The following is a 21,913-nucleotide window of genomic DNA, read 5'->3' as shown; positions in this document are numbered from 1 at the left end:
AAGAGTATATTGCTCAAAATAAACCGTTAAGCTCTCTTTTGATAATTGGTGACCGGGATAGAAGCCCATTTCGGGATATTGTGATCGATTTTCGCGACGACCACGGTCATGTCATCTTCGATAGATCCGTCCCGTGAACGGATGACCTCCTCCATGATCAAGTCGGCGATTGCCTGCGGATCTTCTGTCTGAAGCTCCGTGATTTTCCTTTTCATCCATAAATCATAATTCTCGACATGCTTAGGCCCTTCGAATACGCCATCACTCATCATCACCAGCAGGTCGCCTGCCTTAAGCTGTTCGCTCACGACATCCACCTCAAATTCTTGAAGGATGCCCATCGGCAAGTTGCTCGCCTGGACCTTCATCACCTTTCCGCCACGCTTGATGAAGCTCGGCGTCGAACCGATTTTCAAGAAACGGGCAGATGCGTTTTGCAGATCGATCATGACCAAATCCAGGGTGGAGAAAATTTCATCAGTAGTCCTTAATGATAAAATTGAATTCACTGACTTAATCGCAACTTTTTCCTCAATGCCAGATTGCAGGATTTGCTGGAGCAGCAATAAAGTATCCCGGCTTTCGGAATGTGCCCTCTCGCCATTGCCCATTCCATCACTGATGGCAATGGCGTACTTCCCGCCGCTCAGCTCAATAGTGGAATAACTGTCACCCGAAATGAGGTCTCCATCCTTTGCAGCATGTGCCACTCCTGTCGCTACAGCAAAGGCCTTGGCGGAACGGAATGTCACATGGCAAAAGCCATTCGGGAATGTAGAACATTCCTCAGAGTTGACTACGATATTTTCTTGCAGGATATCCGAAAGCATCGGTGCGATCAGCTTTTCGCATTCACCATGTCCCTGGCAATATGGAATGGTCATATCGATATCTACATTGCCTTGCTCCAGGCTGTAAATCTCCACATGCTCGATATGAATACCAAAGTCCTGGAGCGCCTCCAGAATTTGTTCCTCTTGCTTTGAGTGATTTTCACGCTCACGCTGGATTTCCTTAGCGAAATCTCCCATGACTTCTGATACACCAAGCAATTGGTCTGCCACGAGACGCCTGCTTTCTTGAACCTGTTTCTTTAGCTTTTTATTTGCCTGATAATAGGTCAGCTGCTGCTGCATGATTTCCATGACCTTTTTCGATCTGGTGCAATGCTTGTCCCACTCACGTGAAAGTTTTTGCGGTACAGAACCAGAATTTTGATCCATCTCTTGCATAATCTCACTCATATAGTCATAGGTTGTATTAAAGTTCCTTGTCCAGCAATGGTCTTTCTTAAAGCATGTCTGGCAGGTCTTTTCTGTGACATTGCTTAAGAAATAATCCATATCGCGGTCACTTTCCAGTGTTTCATCCTGCACCTGCAGGGTAGTAAAGCTTTTAGACAGAGCTTCAAATACATTCGAGAACTGGACAACACGCTGCGCAGTCACATCTCTCATTTTTCTCATATATTGTTGCTGTTCTGCTGAATACTCCGCTGTACCAGGAATATGTTTGGCGATTTTTGACGTAAGCGATTGCGGGGTCAGAAAGAACAACAGGACAGCTGCAGCCGATTCAGTCAGCGTCTGGCTCAGCGCACCGCCTCCCTCGCCATACATGCCAATCAACAGTGTGGCAATGAAAAGACCGAGTGCCACCCCTGGCTTCCTTCCTTCTTTTAGCAAGCCGCCAAGCAATCCGGAGAAAGCCAGCAGGCTCATATGGTAAAAACTCGACACATTCGCGAGACTGAAAATCAATCCAGTGACGACCCCAACCGTGGAGCCTACTGTAGCACCAGCGACAAATGAAAAAATGAGAACCAGATACCGGGACATGATGTGCTCTACCGACAAATCATAGACTGTCCACCCAATAGTTCCCGTCATCACAGATGCAAGCATGATGATCAAACAGACAATTTCCTCCGTTTTCAATGACTGCTTCCGCTTGCCGGCTGTCAACAAAGGAATGCTTTGCACGAAGATGAATGTCAACACAAGACCTAACCCAGCTTCGACTCCAGTCATCATTCCTTCATACATCGTGATATTTCCTGACAAAATTAGCGCTTTTAACATTTTGCCTATTAAAATAGTAAAAAATATATAAACCGGAAGGACTTTCATCGAGTTCTGGATCCATTTTCCCGTCAGCTTGAATAACAGTAAAAATAGGAAGACAGAAGCGAAGGTGAAGACGGCGTCAGTAAAAGACAAGGTTGCAGCCCCGGCAACCAGACCAAACAGCGCAATAGGCGCACGGTCTTTCCGGATCAAATACACAGCCGCAAAAAATGGAAGGCTAAAAGGGGTTAACTTTGCCAGTATCAAGGCACGGCCAAGCAAGAATCCAATAATCAAGAAGATATTGCCTTTTTTCAAGAAAAGGTTTTCAATTTTGGATTGCAGCTTCGACATGCCTTTTACAAACCTGAATCGTGATTCCTCGAGATGAACTTCACCGATCGGTTCCATCATGTTCCTTTCTACCTTTTGCATTTAATACACTCCCCGTTTTTTTATCGTTGCTGATTATTATAAAAGGGAGCAATCCAGAAGTTTGTCAAAAATAAGGACAAGCACCAAAGTTTCGTTCGACGCATTTCCCCGTAAATAATGCAATTCCTCGAAATACCACGGATTATTTTCATCTTCATGCCAAACACCGCTAAATTTTACCTATGAATATTTTTCGCTTTTCTTTTAAAAATACATTGACACTATTTTAATATCTATGTATTATATTTCTTGTGCCTCAAAACACATTTTCAATATGGCGGTGTAGCTCAGCTGGCTAGAGCGTACGGTTCATACCCGTAAGGTCGGGGGTTCGATCCCCTCCGCCGCTACTTAGAAAAGCTTAAGCGCCTTGGTCAGCCCCGACAAGCGTTGGAGGGCCGACCGGTGAAGTCGTTCTTTGACTTCATCGGACGGACCGAAACGTCTCGAGGGGCTAGGCGCTGAAGCTAGACAATATTTCTATAATGGCCCCTTGGTCAAGCGGTTAAGACACCGCCCTTTCACGGCGGTAACACGGGTTCGAATCCCGTAGGGGTCATCATTGTGCGAAAACCTCGTTCCTTTAAGGAGCGAGGTTTTTTGTTTACATGGACGATTTGCTTTTACCGAAGATCGATTCTGCAATGGTTTTCGGGCAATCCAGCACCTCTCCTTTTACCCAAACTCACTTCGACAGCACTTTTCGGGCAATCCAGCGCTTCTCCTTTTACCAAAATTCACACTCACACTACTTTTAGGCCAATGCAGGCCTGAAAAAACAAAAAGACAAGCCCGATTAAAGACTTGTCTTGGTATAGCATGATTCCTGCTATTATATATATTCACTTAGCAGCAAGTTACCCTCTTCTAGCTCCTCTTCCTCCGCGCTTGGATTCAGTAGCACGTTTTAGAGTAGACAGGCGGTCTTCACTGTCCTTCAAGAATTTCGCCATTTTTGATTCGAAATTTTCAGGACGGGCATTGCGGTTGTCGTTCCCTCTGCCGCCCCCGCCGCCGCGTGGACGCTGTGAGTAAGGTCTTTCAGTTCTTTCTGGTCTAGCTGGTCGTTCTGGTCGGTCAACTGCCTTCTTGATAGATAAACCGATTTTACCGTCTTTCTCAACATTGATAACCTTTACTTCAACCTGGTCGCCAACTTTCAGGTGGTCATTGATATCCTTGACATAGTTATCTGCAACCTCACTGATGTGAACAAGTCCTGTTGAGCCACCCGGCAGCTCGACGAACGCCCCGAAATTTGTAATACCTGTTACCTTTCCCTGTAACTTGCTGCCTACTTCGATTGACATAAAAAAGTTTTGCCTCCTTAAAGATATAAAAAATCAAACTTACATTATATTATACAGAATATGAAAAAAGAGTGTCAATAAGGCGAATCTTGGGAGTCCTTTTTCTCTTTAGGAAGGTTGAAGATGATTTCATTTTTTTCGGACAGGAAGTATTCCTTGCGGGCAAGCTTTGCTATGTACTCATCATCGTTCAATTTGACGATTTCCTCATCCAGAATTTCCTGCTCTTTTTGAAGGTTTGCTAACTTTTGTTCTAGCTGTTCCTTATCTTCTTGCTTCTTTTCGAGGGCTGAAGTCTGAGAGATATAGGTTGAGATCATCAAATAAGAAATGACCGATGCGAATAGGGCAAAGACTGCGAGGCGCCTGAAAAGCAGCTTTCGCTTCCTGCTTTCTGCTATTCCTGCTTTTTCACGCTGCTGTACATATTGATTTTCAATCTTGGCTATGTTCTTTTTCCTGATGGCACTCATTCCCCGCAGTCCTCCTTATATTTTATTTGCTGTTTATTTCCATTTATTATTTGCGTTTATACAGCCTACTTTTTGGATTTCTTTATCCATTTTATCGGCTTAATAGAATAATTCTTTACTATTATTAGAAATCCTGCCAATTTATTATATAACTTCTCGACGCTTTTTTTAACTGTTTTCGGCAAAAGTTTCCAAAAAAGTAGGAATATTAACTTAATCGGCTTCCAGATTAAATGATTAAGCAACCATAACAAAACGGCAAGAAGCCATTTTAAAAGAGAATAAAGGCCCCTTCCCGTCAAAATCAATAGTGACAGAGCAGTTGCGGCCAAAAACTGAAGAGGCCTGACAATCAGCATTCTGACAGCCTTCACTATGAATACATATACATTGATTGTATAGGTGATAGCCCGCTCCAGCACCTTAAGATAGAGCTTCTTGAAAAGGCTCTGATAGGCCGCAAAGCCGCATACTAAGGCAAGGAAGATATAAAAACGCAATTCTCCCATATTCACTGAAAACAAAACATAGAAAATCGACAGACCTTGGAATACCCAGAACAGGACGTCATTGATAAAGACAATCCAGGATTTTCGTTTGGATCTTTTCAGAAATCGATTATGTGTATCTAGTGAAGCTCCGAATAGAGTGCCCATCCATATCATGGCGAGCATCGTCAAAAATTGAGTCGAAAGCGTCATCGGAATAACTTGCTAAAGAAGCCTTTAGCCTTCTCCCCATGCTGGTCATCCAGATAGACCAGGTCAAAGATTTTCCCTTTGATTGATACAATTCCTTTGTCGACGTCCAGATTCTTCATCTGGAGGTTCTGGCCCTTGATTGCCAGGAATCCCATGACCGTCTCTAACAAAAACTCTTCATTATCGAAGCTTTCAACCTGCTTTACTCCTGTGATCTCCAGTGTCCGTCGGCCTCTCATCACTAAATCGTGGTCTGGCAAATTGCTCTTCGCTTGATTCGTTTCGTAATATTGGCTCATTAATACCCCTCACAATCATAATGCACTTTTGTACATGTTTATGATTGAAGAAGGGAGAATAGAACAAGCCTTCACACGAAGCTCGTCTTACTCTTCATCATCCCCAGGAATCCGCTCTTCCCCAAGAAGGGTATACATTCCCGCCGCTTCATCCTTGCGGGATGTTTCCTGGATTCGCTCAATTTTTGCTGAAACGACTTTTTGTCCGAAGCGGATCGCCAATTCATCGCCCACTTTTACATTCGTACTCGCTTTCGCCGGCACACCATTGATGGAGATTCTTCCTTGATCGGAAACTTCCTTCGCCAATGTTCTTCTTTTGATCAATCTTGATACTTTTAAAAATTTATCCAGCCTCATCGTATTTAAACCCCTTTTTCATTATTGGTTTCTTTTACCTGCGCACTTTTCGTAAAATTATTGCTTCTGAAAAAACAGCATTGAGCTATAAACCTTGCGTCTTCGCTTCCTCCCAGAAAGCATCCAATTCATCCAGCGTGTACTCTTCAACAGCTTGGCCATTTTCGGCTGCTTTTTGTTCAATATAGGCAAAGCGGCGCATGAACTTCCGGTTCGTCTTGTTCAGTGCCTCTTCCGGGTTGATATCGTAATGCCTTGCGAAATTCACAAGTGCAAATAAAAGGTCTCCGTACTCCAACTCGATATCTTCCTGGATGCCTTTTTCGGTGATTTCTTCTGAGAGCTCGTCGATTTCTTCTTTTACTTTATCAAGGATGGGTGCTGCTGTCTTCCAGTCAAATCCAACTTTAGCGGCTTCCTTTTGCAGCTCATAAGCCTTAAGCAGATTCGGCAGTCCTTTTCCCGCGCCCTCCAGCAAAGACTTTTTGGCACCGCCTTTTTCCTGCTCCTTGATCTCCTGCCAGTTTTTCAGCACATCTTCTTCATTTTCTGCCGTTACGTCCCCGAACACATGTGGATGCCTGCGGACCATTTTTGCCGAGATACCTTCGATGACATCATCAATCGTGAAATAACCCTCGTCCTCACCGATCTGGGCATGGAGCATGACTTGAAGCAGCACATCACCCAGCTCTTCAATCATATGATCGATATCTTCATTGTCGATTGCCTCCAGCAATTCATATGACTCTTCGATCAAATATTTCTTGAGCGACTGGTGGGTCTGCTTTTTATCCCAAGGGCAGCCATTGGGACCGCGCAGTTCTGATATAATTCCACGCAGCTTCAAGAAATCCTTGTATAAAATTTTCTCATCTATAACAGGCGGTACATAAACAGATGTCAGATTGCTAAGCTCCATCTCTCTGTCTAACTCGAATAAAGGGACCTTTTTGATGACTTCATCGCTGCTTCCCGCTGCTGTCACAATGAAAACTTCATAATCATCTGGAAGTTTTTCCATCAGCGTCAGCTTAACGTCAGAAGCAACAAAAGCATCATAAACCTGTCCAATGATGGTGTGGCTCTTCAACAGCAGATCTTCCTTTGACAGCGCTGTGCCATCAAGCAGCTGGAAACCGTCAATTGGATCGATCGCCAGGGACTGGAACATCGCGTCCAGAAAACTCTGGCCGCCGCCGATTTCAATTTCCGTATCCCGCTTTGGTCCTTGGTCAAGCAAAAGCTGGACAGTTCGTTCTGCAATCAAAGGATGGCCTGGAACGGCATAGGTGACGGGAGCCTTAGCTGCTTCAGTGAGCAGAAACTCTGTGATTTCCTCATAAACATCCTCAAACTGGTCATGCTTCTCATACACTTCATCGAAGGATTGAAACTGCAATCCTTCCTTCTCAAGATCCGTCACGACCGGATGCTCTTTCGTCCGCAAAAACAGGTTTTTCTCCTGCTTCAATTTTTTATATACACCAAGCGGCAGCTGGTCCAGGTCACCCGCACCAAGCCCGATAATCAATATCTTATTTGTCATAGCCTGCTTCCTCCTTCTGTTAAACATCTTTTTATCAGGGATTACCTGGAGAATAGCTGGACAATCCTGCTGCCGAATGGCAATGTCGCCAGTTCCTCTTCCGTTAATGCCCTTGTTTTGATCAATATTAAAAAATATACAAGTGCTCCAAGTGCCACCGCGCTTAATGCCTGGAAGACAGCACCGAGTCTGTCTGGTTCAATATAGCCATAACCGAAATCCGTTATATATATAAAGATTCGTAAAGAAATAGCCATCACTACTGATGAAAACAGGATTTTACCAATGAAGAAAAGCGATAGAACGGGATGGCCGAGCTCACGTCTTAACTTTAAAATAAGGATGAACATGACCACCAGCATCGCAGCCAATGTGGCATAAGCGGCCCCCATTGTTCCGTTATTCGGGATCAGCATCAGGTTCAATATGTATTTCAAGCCAAATCCGCCAAGTATGACTGCTGCCGGAAAAATGGACTTATCAAGACCCTGCAAGATGCTCATGATCGTCAGGATGATTGAGCCAAATAAAATCATCAGGCTGAGCACTCCCAGCACATTAGATCCGTCAGCATTCTCAAACAGCATGATATTAACTGGAACGATGATGCTGTATAGGCCAACCGCAGCAGCAGCGCCAAAAATCAGGCTTGTCTGAAGTGCGAGCCTCACTTTGGGCAGGATTTTCTCGTGGCGATTACTCGATTTGTCACCTGATATTGCCGGTACAAGGCTTAATGACATGGAAGTGGCGACAACTGTCCCAAGCTGGATCAGCGGCTGGCCTCTGTCAAAGATGCCTTTCGCCGATTTTGCTTCTTCCGCTGACAATCCCATCGCCAGCAATGAAACGTACATATTTAAGGAATCTGCCAGCTGCAGCAATATTAACAGCATGCCACTGATGCTGATCGCAAATCCTTGAATGATCAGCGCTTTTACGACCCAGGCGGCATCCTGGAATAAATCCTTTATTTGAAAATAGGTGAAGGGATTGTGCCCTCCATTTTTCAGATAAAAGAATCCCAGTATTAAAACGGATATAACCCCACCTGTGATCGATCCGAAAACAGCTCCCGCTCCGGTGACATAAAGAGAGAATCCCTGTTGCACAAGTACGGCCGACAAAACGAGAATGGTCGCGACGCGGATGAACTGTTCTGAAACCTGTGAAATAGCTGTCGGTACCATGTTGCCCTTTCCCTGAAAATATCCCCTGAACACAGAGGTGAACGGGAAGAGCAGGAATGGCACGGACACAACCTTAAATAAAGGCTTTAGTTCCGGATCCCCGATTTTATCAGCAATCCATCCAGAGCCGATAAAGAAGAATAAAAAAAGAAGCAAGCCAACCATACCGAGAAAAACGAGTGAAATGGCCAAAAGACGATCAGCCCTGCCCCTATTCCCGGCAGCCTGCTGCTCCGTATAAAGCTTCGATATGACAACCGGAAATCCGTATGTAGATAAGACCATGACAATCCCAAAAAAGGGATATACCTGCTGATATATGTAAAAACCAATGTCCCCAACGATATTCTGAAATGGGACACGGTAAACAGCGCTTAAAATTTTCGTCACAAGGGCGGCCAGGGTAAGAATCATGGCTCCCTTCATCAATTCCTTTGAATCTGCAACGGGCTTCATCGCCCATCTCCTTCCAATTTCAGTTTCAAACGTATTATATCACAAGGGCCTAAGCGGCGGCCGCAAGCGTAACAGGCAACATGAATTTGTTAGCTCCCTGTAACAAAGAAAAGCGCAAGCGCTGGAGCTGGACAAAAAGAAAAGCACAAGCTCCTTGGTACATGTCTTGAGCTGGACACGATAATTTGGACAAAAACACGAAAAGAGGCAGCCTCGTCAGCTGCCCTTTCAGGTAAGATCATAATTTGGTGAAGTTAATTATTGCTCCATCTGTCTTGCCAGGAAGCCTGCAGCTGTTTCTACAGCTTTTTGTTCGACATCTCCTAAAGATCCTTCTTTAGAGAAGATGATGACTGCTCCAATCGGGTCACCGTTTGCAATGATTGGCCCAATTGTATAAGAAGAAGCTGGCTCTTCATTTCCTTCAACTAGCGAGATGTTAGTCTGCTGGTTCACAAGGGATGAAGTACGATCCTCCATCGTCTTCTCAACAAGTTCACTGATGTTTTTATTCAAGTAGTCCTTTTTGGAACCACCAGCAACTGCGATATACGTATCTCTATCGCAAATCAATACCGGGTTGCCTAAGCTATCATATAGCGCTTCTGCATACTCCTTCGCAAAATCGCTCAGCTCACTGATAGGGGAATATTTCTTTAAAATAACCTCACCATCACGGTCCACAAAAATCTCAAGTGGATCCCCTTCACGAATACGAAGTGTTCTTCTTATTTCCTTAGGAATTACGACACGACCTAAATCATCGATTCGACGAACAATACCAGTTGCTTTCATCCAACGTTGCCTCACTTTCATCTGATGATTATTTTTTTAGATAAGGTTGTTTCAATAATTGCTGCTATTCGTATAAGTTCTGACTATATAATTGATCGAAAGTTTACGAAAAGAGCATGCGGTAAAAATAATGCCTTAATTAATCAACCTTACCAAGATTTGAACTTAGTATCTTTCATATGGAAAGTTCTATACACTTCTCATTATTTTTTTCATTGAAGTGATAAAGGTGCCAAAAACGGATAAACCTTCCAGCTAATAATTGCGTACACACAAAAATTACCCTTGTCTATCTTTTTTGAAACACCTTCTCGTTTTACATTTAGATTACAAAATATTTCCACATGATTACGATACGGTATTTTCCTGTTCTTTTCGGGAGTCGTGAAGACCCTTAATCATCTCGAAAGTAATCTCGAACCAGCGGTCATTTTTCATTCCTCTAGTATGGACGACCATTTTAAGCTTATTGCCTTCCATGCCAAGTCCTACCGCATTCCTGTACTGACTGCTCAGCTTGAATACCTTTTGTCCGTCAATCCGGCTGCTTCCATCCTCTGTTAAAAGAATCGTCACATCCTGCTTAGCCATTTTTATCGATTCGACGCCTGCGGTGATGGCAAATACTTTGAGTTCCGCCACTTTAAATAATGTTTCGACTTCTACTGGATAATCTCCGAACCTGTCGATGATTTCTTCTTTTAGTTCGTCAACATCCCTCAGTGACTCGATACCGCGGAAGCGTTTATACATCTCGATTTTCTGATGTCCATCAGAGATATAACTATCAGGGATATAAGCATCAAGTTCCAGATCGATTTCAATCGAAGGTTTGCGGACTTGGTCTTTTTCCGGCTTCCGCTCTTCAATCGCTTCCTTCAGCATCTGCGAATACAGATCGAAACCGACAGAATCTATAAATCCATGCTGCTGGGCGCCTAACAGGTTACCGGCACCGCGAATCGATAGGTCACGCATGGCAATCTTGAATCCTGATCCCAGCTCCGTGAATTCCTTGATGGCCTGGAGACGTTTTTCAGCAACCTCAGTGAGCACTTTATCTTTCCGGTAAGTAAAATAAGCATACGCAACCCTGTTGGAACGACCTACCCTCCCTCTAAGCTGGTAGAGCTGGGAAAGACCCATTTTATCGGCATCATAAACAATCAATGTATTGACGTTTGGAATATCCACACCGGTTTCAATGATTGTGGTGCTGACAAGGACATCATACTCTCCTTCAAGGAATCCAAGCATCACCGATTCCAATTCATTTTCGGTCATGCGGCCATGGGCAAAAGTGACACGCGCATCCGGCACAAGCATCGAAATTTCTTCTGCCTTCCGCTCAATATCCTCCACACGGTTATAAAGGAAATATACTTGTCCGTCCCTGGCAAGTTCTCGTTCAATCGCCTCGCGGACAAGCCCGCCATTGTATTCCATGACATATGTCTGGACAGGGAAGCGGTTCTCAGGAGGTGTCTCGATGACGGATAGATCCCGGACACCGAGCATCGACATATGCAGTGTTCTTGGAATCGGTGTCGCTGTCAATGTCAGGACATCTACATTTGTTTTCAGTTTCTTGATTTTTTCCTTATGGGTAACCCCAAAACGCTGCTCTTCATCTATGATCAGCAGGCCAAGGTCTCTATAGGTGATTTCCTTTGATAACAGCCTGTGGGTACCGACGACAATATCCACACTTCCCGCTTTAAGCCCCTTGATCGTCTCCGTTTGCTGCTTACGGGTACGGAATCTGCTCAACAAGCCGATGTTGATCGGGAAGTCCTGGAACCTTTCCCTGAGTGTCTCATAATGCTGCTGCGCAAGGATGGTGGTTGGCACAAGGAAAGCTACTTGTTTACCATCGGCAATCGCTTTGAAAGCCGCCCTGATTGCGACCTCTGTTTTCCCATAGCCAACATCTCCGCACAGCAGGCGGTCCATCGGGCGCTCCCGTTCCATATCACGCTTGATTTCATGGATGGATCTCTCCTGGTCTTCTGTTTCCTGATATGGGAAGGAAGATTCAAAATCGCGCTGCATCTCGCCATCCGGAGAGAAAGCATGGCCGACGCTTGCCTCACGCTCTGCGTAAAGCTTGATTAAATCGTCCGCAATATCCTGGACAGAGGATTGGACCTTGCTCTTGACACGCTTCCAATCGCTTCCGCCGAGCTTATAGACCTTAGGCTCTTTGCCTTCCGAGCCGACGTATTTCTGGACAAGGTCAATCTGCTCGACAGGGACGTAAAGCTTATCTGTACCCTGGTAGCGGATATGGAGATAATCCTTATGGATACCATTGATCACGAGCGTTTCAATGCCCAGGTATTTACCGATACCATGGTTTACATGAACAACATAATCCCCGATCTTAAGTTCAGAATAACTCTTGATCCTCTCTGCATTCGAAAGCTTTTGCCTTCTTGCAGTTTTTTTCGTTTTTTTATTAAAAAGTTCTTCTTCCGTGATCACAGCTATCTTCTGGATCGGGAATTCAAAGCCCGTATTCAGGGTGCCCTGGATGATTTGGACTTTCCCTGGAAGCAGCTCCTGCTTGCCGCTCATTTTGACTGCATCAATTTCATAGTCTTCCAGAACCCGCTCAAGCTTTTTGACTCTTTCAGCATCCGGCCCAAGAAATACGACTGCATAGTTCCCTTTTCGCCAGCGATCGACTTCCCCTTTTAGGACATGCATCTGCCCGTGGAAGTTCTGCATCTGTTTACAGGATATATTGATGATATTTTGCGGGCTCGTGTTAGGAACATGCCTTAAAAATAATGATAGATACACAATTGGCTTTCCAGCCTTACTCATCAAGTCAGGAAGCTGGTGTGAAATTTTCAGGTCATGGATGATCTGGCCTTCACCAAGGAGACTCGTATACCATTCCGCTTCTTCCTTGCCGAGCGACTCATTCATTTCCTGTACCCTGCTTATTTCATCAATGAACAGGAAACCCTTTGACGGCAAGTAATCTATTAAACTTTGAGGCTTTTCGTAGGCTATAGATAAGTACTTGAAAAGTTGATCAGGTACTTGCCCATTGCGGAGCTGTTCCAATTCATAGCCAATATTCTGTGACAACAAGGTTTTTGCTTTATCATCCTTAAGCTTCTTTAAACTGCTTGAGAGCCCACTTTCCAGGCCCGTGACCAAACGGTCCAGCTGCTCACTCTCGATGGGGTTTTCTGTCGCCGGCCCAATTGCGACCGTCTTCATTTTTTCCTTCGAACGCTGATCCTCAAGCGAGAATGTCCTGATGGAATCAACCTCCGCATCAAAAAGCTCAATCCTGATTGGATCTGCGGATGTCAGCGGGTAGATATCAATAATTCCGCCGCGCACGCTGAACTCACCAGGGGCCGATACCATCCCTGCCCTGTCATATCCCATGCTGACAAAACGGTTGAGGACCGAGTCGAGATCGATTTCTTCGCCGAGCTTGAATGTCAACTGAAATTTTGACCAAAGCTCCTTCGGCGGAAGCAGCTTCCTTAAGCCGGCCATCGGGACAATCACGATGCCCGAATTCTTTTTACTCCAATGATTCAGGGCTTCTATCCTCTGTGCCTTAAGCTCTGGACTTGAAATACTTATTTCAGCGGCAATCAACTCATTGGCCGGGTATAGATAGACATCATTTTCCCCTATTAAATTAACAAGATCATCATATTGTTTTTGCGCTTGCAATAAATTGTGTGTCACGATCAGGACGGGGCGCTTCGTCTGTTCGTAAATGGCGGCCAAGAAGACCGTCCTTGCTGAACCAGACAAACCTGCGACGAGCTGTTCCCTGAGCCCCTCATCTAATCCGGAAATAACAGATTGGACATCATCCTGATGACTAAATAGAGCTTTCAGCCCCTGCATCCAAACCTCTCCCTCTCTATAAAAAAATGCTAATCTTTACTTTTTTAAAAATACGGCCAATATACAAACAGAAAAACGCTTTGGATATGAAATCCAAAGCTTTTCAGTGAATCAGGTAGTCATGCTGGTGGAAGTCCGGGTTGCGTTCCAGGGCTTCCTGACAGTCTTCACAGATCGATTTTATATGGATGTCACCGTTCCCTGCGTAAGATACCATCTCCTGGCGCTCTTCCTCGGTCAGCTTATGCAGCCCTAAACTTTCACTGTGGACAGACAATCTGTCCAATGAGCCGATATTCGTGCCGCAATGACGGCATTGATAATGTATAGCCATGCCCGTCCCTCCCAAATTAAGTCATTATTCATTATTGACCCTTTGGCAGGAACTTATGCACTTAGCCTATTGTATGATTCATCTTTTACATTATATTACTTGATCAAGAGATTGGCATGTTCTTTCTAAATTACATTATTGATTGAATGTATTCATCACTTCTAAGAAAGGCTTTTTCATCCATTCTTCACAAGCATCGGCAGATTTCATGACTGCCTCGCCCATCTGTTCATTTTCTTCGGTTGTAAAACGGCCAAGTACCCAATCGGTGATTGCCATTCCATTTGTCGGCCGGCTGATTCCTACCCTGATTCGCTTGAATTCCTGTGTTCCAGTATGGGCAATCGTCGACTTAATTCCATTATGGCCGCCTGCACTGCCTTTTTGGCGCAATCTGATCCTGCCGGCAGGCATATCAAGATCGTCATAGATCACAACCAAATCCTTGAGATCGATATCATAGAAATCCATAACAGCCCTGATTGATTCACCAGAAAGGTTCATATACGTTAAAGGTTTGAGCAAGATGACCTTTTCACCGCCAACAAAACCCTTCCCATATAAGCCTTTATGCTTTGCCTGATCCAAGGGGATATTCCAGCGTTTTGATAACTCATCAATGACTTCAAAGCCGATGTTATGCCTTGTTTTGTCATATTGTCTCCCTGGATTCCCTAGTCCAACAAATAACTTCACTTTCCACACCCCTAACCAAACACATATCATTTCTTTCCATAGGTTTCCTCCCTTGTCGGGACCCAGAAAGAACATCTATTTCTAATGTACATGAAAACCGCAAAAGACGTAACCTTTTTCAGGCTACGTCCATTACCGCTTTAATCTTCACTTGCTTCCGTTTCTCTTCCTTCTTCATTTTCGGGCTCTCCTGGTTCTTGTTCTTCACCGGAGTTGATTTCTTCTTCCACTTTAGGAGGAAGGATTGAAACGACTACCGTGTTTTCATCATCATTTATTTCGTAATTTCCTGTTTTGATATCAGCAAGTGTCAGGTTTTCATTAACTTGCAGGTTCGTCACATCCACATCAATGCCCTCAGGGATGTTTCCTGGAGTCGCTGTAATGTTCACTTCGTGGATCGGCTGCTGTAGGACGCCGCCATCCTTGACACCCGCTGCCTCGCCAACAATGTTCAACCGAACGCTAGCATGTACTTTGGAGCTTTTATCAACAACAAGGAAATCAGCATGAAGAATTTCATTCTTGATATGGTCTGCCTGATAATCTGTCAGCATGACACTATGCTGGCTGCCGCCAACATCAAGAGAAATGATTCCATTACGTCCATTTTCACGGATGGTCTTCACAAACTCAATGCTGTCCACATAGATGGACTTGCTGTCAGTCTTCCTTCCGTAGACCACTGCCGGAATATTGCCCTCCTGGCGTAATTTCCTCAAGGTAGAACGTTGAGTACCTGTTCGCTCATTTGCTTTCAATGTTGCACTCATGGTTTTGTCCCCTTCCTATTTCGTAAGTTCTTGTCTATATAAAAAATGCCCCAAAATAGGAAGGTCTAAACGTTTTACTTTTTTCTGATACCTAAGTGTATGAATTGCTGCGGCTTCTTGACAGCTTTGAACCTGTATCCTCAAAAGCTGTCACAATAAAGGGCTTTTCTTGACAGCCCTGGCATCTTTTCCTTAAAAGCTGTCACAATAACGTGCTTTTCTTGACAGCTTTGGACTATTCTCCTCAAAAGCATGAAAAACGAAAGCGCATTGGTCACTTCATGCTGCAAAAATTAAAGCAAACAGAAACAAGAGTAGGCTTGCCGCATGGCAAGCCTGTTATTCCTTATAAAATCAATCAAATAGAGTGCTGACAGATTGCTCTTCATGGACGCGAATGATCGCTTCCCCAATCAGTGGAGCAACTGACAGCTGGTGGATTTTTTCAACGCGCTTTTCTTCAGCAAGCGCGATTGAATTTGTCACAACCAGTTCTTTAATCTTGGAGTTTTCAATACGCTCGATAGCAGGACCTGACAATACAGGGTGCGTACAGCAAGCGTACACTTCTAGTGCGCCATTTTCTACCAATGCATTGGCAGCCAATGTAATCGTTCCTGCAGTATCAATAATATCGTCAATCAAAATGGCAACCTTGCCTTCAATATTACCAACGATATTCATGACTTCAGCTACATTTGGCTTCGGACGGCGCTTATCGATGATCGCGATTGGCGCTTTCAATCTTTCCGCCATCTTCCTTGCACGAGTAACACCGCCATGGTCAGGAGATACAATGACAACATCTCCGTTCAGTTCCTTGCTCTTGAAGTGGTCAGCAAGAATTGGCACACCCATCAAGTGGTCGATCGGAATATCAAAGAATCCTTGAATTTGCGGAGCGTGAAGGTCAAGCGTGATCACGCGGGTAGCGCCTGCAGTCTCAAGCAGGTTTGCCACAAGCTTGGCAGTGATAGGCTCACGAGCGCGTGCTTTGCGGTCCTGTCTTGCATAGCCGTAATAAGGCATAACAATATTGATTGTTTTAGCAGATGCGCGCTTCAATGCATCGATCATGATCAGCAATTCCATGATGTTTTCATTAACTGGAGAGCTAGTCGACTGGATGACATACACATCACAGCCACGGATGCTTTCTTCAATGTTAATCTGGATTTCTCCGTCACTGAACTGGGATACAGAGCATTTCCCTAACTCGACACCGATTACCTTCGCGATTTCCTGGGCAAGTTCAACGTTTGAGTTAAGTGAAAAAACCTTTAAATTTGGATCAAGATACTGGTTTGACATTTCGGACCTCCAAGACTCTTATTTCTTTACGTTCATTTTCCCTACATAATCTTCTTTGTTGACTTGACGAGCACGTGCAAGCGCGAGTGCCTCACCTGGAACATCTTCAGTGATCGTGGAACCGGCTGCTACATACGCGCCTTTTCCAATCGTCACAGGTGCAACAAGATTGGAGTTACAGCCAATGAATACGCCGTCTTCAATCTTGGTCAGGAACTTGTTTTTGCCATCATAATTCACTGTGATCGAACCGCAGCCGATATTCACATCAGCACCGACTTCTGCATCACCGATATAGCTAAGGTGGGAAGCCTTGCTTCCTTTGCCAAATACCGCTTTCTTAATCTCGACAAAATTGCCGATCTTTACTTCATCATGAATATCAGAATCAGGCCTGATATGCGCGAAAGGCCCAATATTGACTTCGGAGCCAATCTTGCTGTCAAAAGCCGCTGATTGGCGGATAACTGTATTATTGCCAATCTCGCAGTTACTGATTTCAGTATTAGGTCCAATCTGGCAATCTGAACCGATGACAGTAATGCCAGAAAGAGTTGTTCCCGGGAAAATAACCGTATCCTGTCCAACCTTCACGTCTGGTCCAATATACGTGTTATCAGGGTCAATGATTGATACGCCATTGCGCATATGATACTCATTGATCCGATTTTTCATCGTGCGTTCTGCTTGTGCAAGAGCAACCCGGTCATTGACACCAAGTGTCTCTGCAAAGTTATCTGTCACATAGGCAGATACGATCTCGCCCTGATTTTTCAGGATTTCGATGACGTCCGGAAGATAGTATTCTCCCTGAACATTATCGTTCGACACATTCTGGATCGCCTCGAATAACATTTTATTGTCGAAGCAATATGTACCTGTATTGATTTCATTAATGTTTCTTTCCTGCTCATTTGCATCCTTATGTTCGACGATTTTCTCAACAAAGCCTTCTGAGTTCCGCACGATACGGCCGTAGCCCGTCGGGTCTTCAGCTCTAGCAGTAAGGATGGTCGCTTTGGCGCTTGTCTCTTCATGATGCTTGAAAAGGGCTTCCATTGTTTCACCCTTGATTAATGGAGTATCACCGCAGACGACGATTGTGACACCTTCTTTATCAGCAAGCATGTCTCCTGCCTGCTGCACAGCATGAGCTGTTCCCAGCTGTTCCGCCTGCAGCGCATACTGGCTCACCTCACCAAGCTGCTCTTTCACTTTTTCTGCTCCATGACCAACAATGGTCACGATTTCGTTTATATCAAGACTTTTCACCTGGTCAATTACATGCTGTACCATTGGCTTGCCGCATACAGGGTGAAGAACTTTATACAATTTGGACTTCATTCTTGTTCCCTGACCGGCTGCTAAAATGATTGCATAACGATTAGACATTAGCAGGCCTCCAATTTACCTTTTTATCCATTACGAATATATCTCAAATAGCCGTCCATTTCAAGAATAGAAGAAGAAGTACAATTATTTGTCAGTTTAGGGGGGAGAGTATTTTTTAAAAAATGGAGAATTTTTCTTGGAAATAGGTTTAACCAGCAGACAAACTGGGGAAATAAAAAAGAGCCTAACTTTTGCAGCAGGCTCTTGATGTTATGCAATTATATATCCTAGGAAGCGCCAGCTTCTTCGAATTCAACTTCTAATTCACCTAAACGGTGGTATTCTGCCAATACGGCGTCCTGAATTTTTCCGCGTGTGCCCGAATTGATCGGGTGCGCAATATCACGGAACTCGCCATCAGGAGTGCGTTTACTTGGCATTGCAACAAATAGGCCGTTGTTTCCATCAATCACCCTGATATCATGGACAACAAACTCGTTGTCAAGCGTGATGGAAGCGATCGCTCTCATCCGTCCATCTGTATTAACGCGGCGTAATCTTACGTCAGTTACTTCCATTCTGTTCACCACCTTTACAAATAGATAAAATTCTAGTTAAATAATTCCACGTTGAAATCAAATCTCCTTCTTTTACAAGAAAATTTTTTTAAAAAAGTAGGGCAAAATTGTGAACTTCATTATAATGAAAGCCTTTTCTTTTTTTAAAAAAGCCTCTAAAATAGGCTTTTTTGGCTATTGACGAGTGATTAAACCTCCTCTGAAAAAACCATTTTTTATCTTTTCACCAAATACTCTATATGGTAAATGTTTTTGTATTTAAATATTTTTATTGTCCAAGCCTATTTGCGGATTGATAGATTTGGGCCAATGTGTTTTGAGCAGAATCGCAGTTCTTCTGCTTTATAGGTGGAAGATTTCTCTCTGCTGCGACGAAACCCAGGTCCCCCCTCTTGTTCGGGCGGAGAAACCTCTCTGCTGCGACCGTAATCCCAATCCTTATTTCTTCTCACTTCGTGAACATAAAAAAAAAACGCCCGTTATTTAACGAGCGCTACTACTTCGATTTCCACCAATGCATCCTTTGGCAGCCTTGCCACTTCTACAGTTGAGCGAGCTGGCTTATGCACATTGAAGTACTCTGCATATACTTCATTCAATTGAGCGAATTCATCCATGTTTTTGATGAAGACTGTTGCTTTTACGACTGTTTCAAGTGATGCACCTGCAGCCTCTAGTACTGCTTTCAAGTTTTGGAATACCTGATGTGTCTGGGCCTGGATATCTCCCTCTACCATTGCACCCTCTGGAGTCAGAGGAATCTGGCCAGAACTGTAGAAAAGATTGTTCACAACCACACCTTGTGAATATGGACCGATTGCGGCTGGCGCGTTTGAAGTCTGTACAATATTCATATTGTCACCCCATCTATTGTTTATATGAACAACTATTCTCTGCGAGCGAAGTAATTTCCTTCACTCACGGTAATCTTACGTTCTTTTACGTCGACATCTGAAAGGCGTACAAGTGAGAGATACTCATCGACAAGTCTTTCTTCAATGTTCTCCGATTCAACCAGTACCGCGATCCCCGCTAACTCTGCATTGAACTCCTCTAGCAAGTTGATCATGCCATTCACGGTACCGCCCGCTTTCATGAAGTCATCGACAATCAGTACCTTCGACCCCTCTGCAAGGCTGCGCTTTGATAGCACCATTGTCTGGATTCTTTTTGATGAACCTGAAACGTAGTTTATGCTAACAGTCGATCCTTCAGTCACTTTGCTATCTCTTCTGACAATGACTACAGGTACATTCAATTGGCTTGCGACTGCATACGCAATTGGTATTCCCTTAGTTGCCACGGTCATGACCACCTCAATATCCTTTTCAGCAAAAGCAGAAGAAAGCAGCCTGCCTACTTCCTGCACAATTGCAGGATTGCCGAGGATATCGTTCATGAAAAGGTAGCCGCCTGGCAGCAATCGGTCAGGACTTGCCATGATGGTACAAAGTTCATCGATTGCCTTCCGTGCTTTTTCCTCACTGACATGAACGTGGAACTTGACTCCGCCCGCCGCGCCTGGCACAGTCTGCAAAACACCGATTCCCCGCTGTTCAAATGTTTCTTTGATGATTCCGAGATCTTCACTGATCGAGGACTTAGCTGAACCATACTTCTCGGCAAAATAGGTTAACGGTACCAATTGGCGCGGATGTTCAAGTAAATAAGTCGTCATATCGATCAAACGCTCGCTGCGTCGAAATTTCATTCAAGAACCTCCAAAATCCGAATATTTAAGGTTAATATACCACCATTATACGGATTTAATCAAGGGTATGTCGCTCTCCAAGCATCCTTACTGCAAATACCTGGTCACAAAATCCTCGAAGACCGTTATAAATGCGATGCATTCGTGAATCATGTGCCACAAGGCTGAATACGGTCGGGCCGCTTCCGCTCATCAAGACAGCATCGGCACCGAATCTCTTCATTTGGTCCTTTATTTGCGCTACTTCAGGATATAGCGAAAGCGTTACATCTTCCAAAACGTTTCCGACACTATTGCAGACTTCATTGAAATCTCCATTTTCAATAGCGGAAATCATTTGCTTTGTAGGCGGATGCTGAACCTTTTCTACATTAAGGCGGCGATATACCTCCGCAGTCGATACACCAATAAACGGTTTCGCTAATACAACCCAGCATGTCGGCGGTGCGGGCAGCTGCTCGATTATTTCTCCTCTGCCTGTAGCAAGCGCTGTTCCTCCGTACACACAGAAAGAAACATCCGAGCCAATTTCCGCGCCAAGCACTGCCAGCTCGTCCAATGACAGACCGAGGTTCCAAAGCTTATTCAAGCCTCTTAATGTAGCCGCTGCATCACTGCTGCCGCCTGCAAGACCTGCTGCCACCGGAATGGTCTTCTCGATGCCAATAAGAACACCTTGCTTCACCTGGTACCTTTCCTTCAACAGATGCGCTGCCTGGTAAGCAAGGTTCCGCTGATCATCCGGAACAAAACGATTATGGGAATGGATGACAATCCTGTCTTCTTCTAATAAACTAAGTTCAATGCGATCAGCCAAATCAATCGTCGTCATGACCATTTCCACCTCATGGTAACCGTCCGGACGTTTGTGCAAAACATCCAATGACAAATTGATCTTTGCCGGCGCCTTCACTAAAACCTTCACAACTTCCACCTACTTTAACGAATTCCACATTTTGTCCTATTTTACCACAAAAAGAAAAGAAAAGCGCAAGCGCCTTGGTCAGCCCCGAAAAGCGCTGGAGGGCCGACCATTGAAGTCGATCTTTGACTTCATTGGGCGGACCGAAGCGGTCGAGGGGCTAGGCGCTGGAGCTGGACAAAGAAAAGCGCAAGCGCCTTGGTCAGCCCCTAAAAGCGATTCAAGGGGCTTGACACTTGAGTTGGACAATTGCCGTAATCCAACCATTCTTCCGTGTAAAATAAGCAAGGCCTCCCTGCTAAACATTCCTTTATTTTATCATTTGCCTATTAGCGAATACAGTGATTTCACAAAGAATTAGAAATGCAAGGAGCTACTTGAAAGCTGCTCTCCATTTTCGGCCATTAAAAAAGCCGGAGCATTAGCCCCGGCACCGCGATGGATCTGAATTTTATTGGCAACTGTGTGAAAACAGCTGTGTGGCAGTCTCTAAAGAATTCTTATCTGGGTCAGCGGTTCTGGTTCGCAAGCTGCTGTTCAGCCAGCTCAATCGCTCGCTTAACCATATTACCTGCATCCTTGGCCTTTATGCCGCCCCATCCCTCATTCTGGACGACATCATAGAATCCAAGTTCTTTCGCAAGCTCTTCCTTCAACCGTTCAGACATAATCCCTCTTCTTCTGCCCATTACTACCATCTCCTTTCACCATCGCGGTTACCTTAGTATTTTTGTAAA

General features: G+C 44.5%; 21 protein-coding genes and 2 tRNA genes. 3 read left to right on the top strand and 20 right to left on the bottom strand.

Annotated features, from left to right (window positions below; translation table 11 throughout):
• Positions 1-26: 26 nt before the first annotated feature.
• Positions 27-2,501, bottom strand: coding sequence for a stage II sporulation protein E (gene spoIIE, locus AB5I83_RS22435; protein WP_448978620.1), 2,475 nt, complete (start codon positions 2,499-2,501; stop codon positions 27-29).
• 276 nt (positions 2,502-2,777) lie between these two features.
• Here spoIIE and AB5I83_RS22430 point away from each other — a divergent pair.
• A tRNA-Met gene (locus tag AB5I83_RS22430) sits at positions 2,778-2,851 on the top strand.
• Positions 2,852-2,988: 137 nt separating this feature from the next.
• Positions 2,989-3,060: transfer RNA gene (locus tag AB5I83_RS22425), tRNA-Glu, on the top strand.
• 298 nt (positions 3,061-3,358) lie between these two features.
• Here AB5I83_RS22425 and AB5I83_RS22420 read toward each other — a convergent pair.
• From AB5I83_RS22420 to ispE, 18 genes are all read right to left on the bottom strand, one after another.
• A complete protein-coding gene (locus tag AB5I83_RS22420) occupies positions 3,359-3,811 on the bottom strand; it encodes a S1 domain-containing RNA-binding protein (protein WP_448978618.1) in 453 nt (150 codons plus the stop codon).
• A gap of 74 nt (positions 3,812-3,885) precedes the next feature.
• Complete coding sequence (locus tag AB5I83_RS22415; RefSeq protein ID WP_167834228.1) at positions 3,886-4,284, bottom strand: FtsB family cell division protein; 399 nt, start codon at positions 4,282-4,284, stop codon at positions 3,886-3,888.
• A 65-nt stretch (positions 4,285-4,349) separates the two neighbouring features.
• Positions 4,350-4,985 (bottom strand): spore cortex biosynthesis protein YabQ, encoded by a 636-nt coding sequence (yabQ, locus tag AB5I83_RS22410; RefSeq protein WP_448978616.1) that lies wholly within the window; start codon positions 4,983-4,985, stop codon positions 4,350-4,352.
• Positions 4,982-5,284 (bottom strand): sporulation protein YabP, encoded by a 303-nt coding sequence (yabP, locus tag AB5I83_RS22405; protein ID WP_167834226.1) that lies wholly within the window; start codon positions 5,282-5,284, stop codon positions 4,982-4,984. The genes yabQ and yabP overlap by 4 nt, the downstream gene beginning before the upstream one ends.
• A gap of 87 nt (positions 5,285-5,371) precedes the next feature.
• Positions 5,372-5,644, bottom strand: coding sequence for an RNA-binding S4 domain-containing protein (locus AB5I83_RS22400; RefSeq protein ID WP_167834225.1), 273 nt, complete (start codon positions 5,642-5,644; stop codon positions 5,372-5,374).
• A gap of 85 nt (positions 5,645-5,729) precedes the next feature.
• Entirely contained in the window at positions 5,730-7,193 is a 1,464-nt protein-coding gene (gene yabN / locus AB5I83_RS22395; protein ID WP_448978614.1) for a bifunctional methyltransferase/pyrophosphohydrolase YabN, read from the bottom strand.
• Between the two features lie 41 nt (positions 7,194-7,234).
• Positions 7,235-8,839, bottom strand: a complete 1,605-nt coding sequence (locus tag AB5I83_RS22390; RefSeq protein ID WP_448978612.1) for a putative polysaccharide biosynthesis protein — start codon at positions 8,837-8,839, stop codon at positions 7,235-7,237.
• 258 nt (positions 8,840-9,097) lie between these two features.
• Entirely contained in the window at positions 9,098-9,634 is a 537-nt protein-coding gene (gene spoVT, locus AB5I83_RS22385) for a stage V sporulation protein T (protein WP_167834222.1), read from the bottom strand.
• A gap of 348 nt (positions 9,635-9,982) precedes the next feature.
• Complete coding sequence (mfd, locus tag AB5I83_RS22380; protein WP_448978610.1) at positions 9,983-13,519, bottom strand: transcription-repair coupling factor; 3,537 nt, start codon at positions 13,517-13,519, stop codon at positions 9,983-9,985.
• A gap of 103 nt (positions 13,520-13,622) precedes the next feature.
• Positions 13,623-13,853 (bottom strand): anti-sigma-F factor Fin family protein, encoded by a 231-nt coding sequence (locus AB5I83_RS22375; RefSeq protein ID WP_167834220.1) that lies wholly within the window; start codon positions 13,851-13,853, stop codon positions 13,623-13,625.
• A 135-nt stretch (positions 13,854-13,988) separates the two neighbouring features.
• Positions 13,989-14,549 (bottom strand): aminoacyl-tRNA hydrolase, encoded by a 561-nt coding sequence (pth, locus tag AB5I83_RS22370; protein WP_448978608.1) that lies wholly within the window; start codon positions 14,547-14,549, stop codon positions 13,989-13,991.
• Between the two features lie 140 nt (positions 14,550-14,689).
• A complete protein-coding gene (locus AB5I83_RS22365) occupies positions 14,690-15,322 on the bottom strand; it encodes a 50S ribosomal protein L25/general stress protein Ctc (RefSeq protein WP_448978606.1) in 633 nt (210 codons plus the stop codon).
• Between the two features lie 354 nt (positions 15,323-15,676).
• Positions 15,677-16,633 (bottom strand): ribose-phosphate diphosphokinase, encoded by a 957-nt coding sequence (locus tag AB5I83_RS22360; RefSeq protein ID WP_102264801.1) that lies wholly within the window; start codon positions 16,631-16,633, stop codon positions 15,677-15,679.
• An 18-nt stretch (positions 16,634-16,651) separates the two neighbouring features.
• Positions 16,652-18,025 carry a bifunctional UDP-N-acetylglucosamine diphosphorylase/glucosamine-1-phosphate N-acetyltransferase GlmU gene (gene glmU / locus AB5I83_RS22355; protein WP_448978605.1) on the bottom strand — a complete coding sequence of 458 codons (1,374 nt, stop codon included), beginning with the start codon at positions 18,023-18,025 and terminating at the stop codon, positions 16,652-16,654.
• A 227-nt stretch (positions 18,026-18,252) separates the two neighbouring features.
• Positions 18,253-18,543, bottom strand: a complete 291-nt coding sequence (gene spoVG, locus AB5I83_RS22350) for a septation regulator SpoVG (RefSeq protein WP_023613316.1) — start codon at positions 18,541-18,543, stop codon at positions 18,253-18,255.
• A gap of 479 nt (positions 18,544-19,022) precedes the next feature.
• Positions 19,023-19,397, bottom strand: coding sequence for a RidA family protein (locus AB5I83_RS22345; protein WP_448978603.1), 375 nt, complete (start codon positions 19,395-19,397; stop codon positions 19,023-19,025).
• Between the two features lie 32 nt (positions 19,398-19,429).
• Positions 19,430-20,254 (bottom strand): pur operon repressor, encoded by an 825-nt coding sequence (purR, locus tag AB5I83_RS22340; protein ID WP_448978601.1) that lies wholly within the window; start codon positions 20,252-20,254, stop codon positions 19,430-19,432.
• A gap of 55 nt (positions 20,255-20,309) precedes the next feature.
• On the bottom strand, positions 20,310-21,188 hold the full coding sequence (gene ispE, locus AB5I83_RS22335; RefSeq protein WP_448978599.1) for a 4-(cytidine 5'-diphospho)-2-C-methyl-D-erythritol kinase: 879 nt from the start codon (positions 21,186-21,188) through the stop codon (positions 20,310-20,312).
• A gap of 100 nt (positions 21,189-21,288) precedes the next feature.
• On the opposite strand from ispE, the gene AB5I83_RS22330 reads away from it, so the two are divergent.
• On the top strand, positions 21,289-21,537 hold the full coding sequence (locus AB5I83_RS22330; RefSeq protein WP_448978598.1) for a hypothetical protein: 249 nt from the start codon (positions 21,289-21,291) through the stop codon (positions 21,535-21,537).
• Between the two features lie 148 nt (positions 21,538-21,685).
• On the opposite strand, the gene AB5I83_RS22325 is transcribed toward AB5I83_RS22330, so the two are convergent.
• Entirely contained in the window at positions 21,686-21,865 is a 180-nt protein-coding gene (locus tag AB5I83_RS22325) for a small, acid-soluble spore protein, alpha/beta type (RefSeq protein ID WP_041967995.1), read from the bottom strand.
• Positions 21,866-21,913: the final 48 nt, after the last annotated feature.

It is taken from the genome of Mesobacillus sp. LC4, from assembly GCF_053543455.1.
The sequence above is the reverse complement of the archived record's forward strand: the minus strand, read 5'-3'. Positions and strand labels throughout refer to the sequence as shown.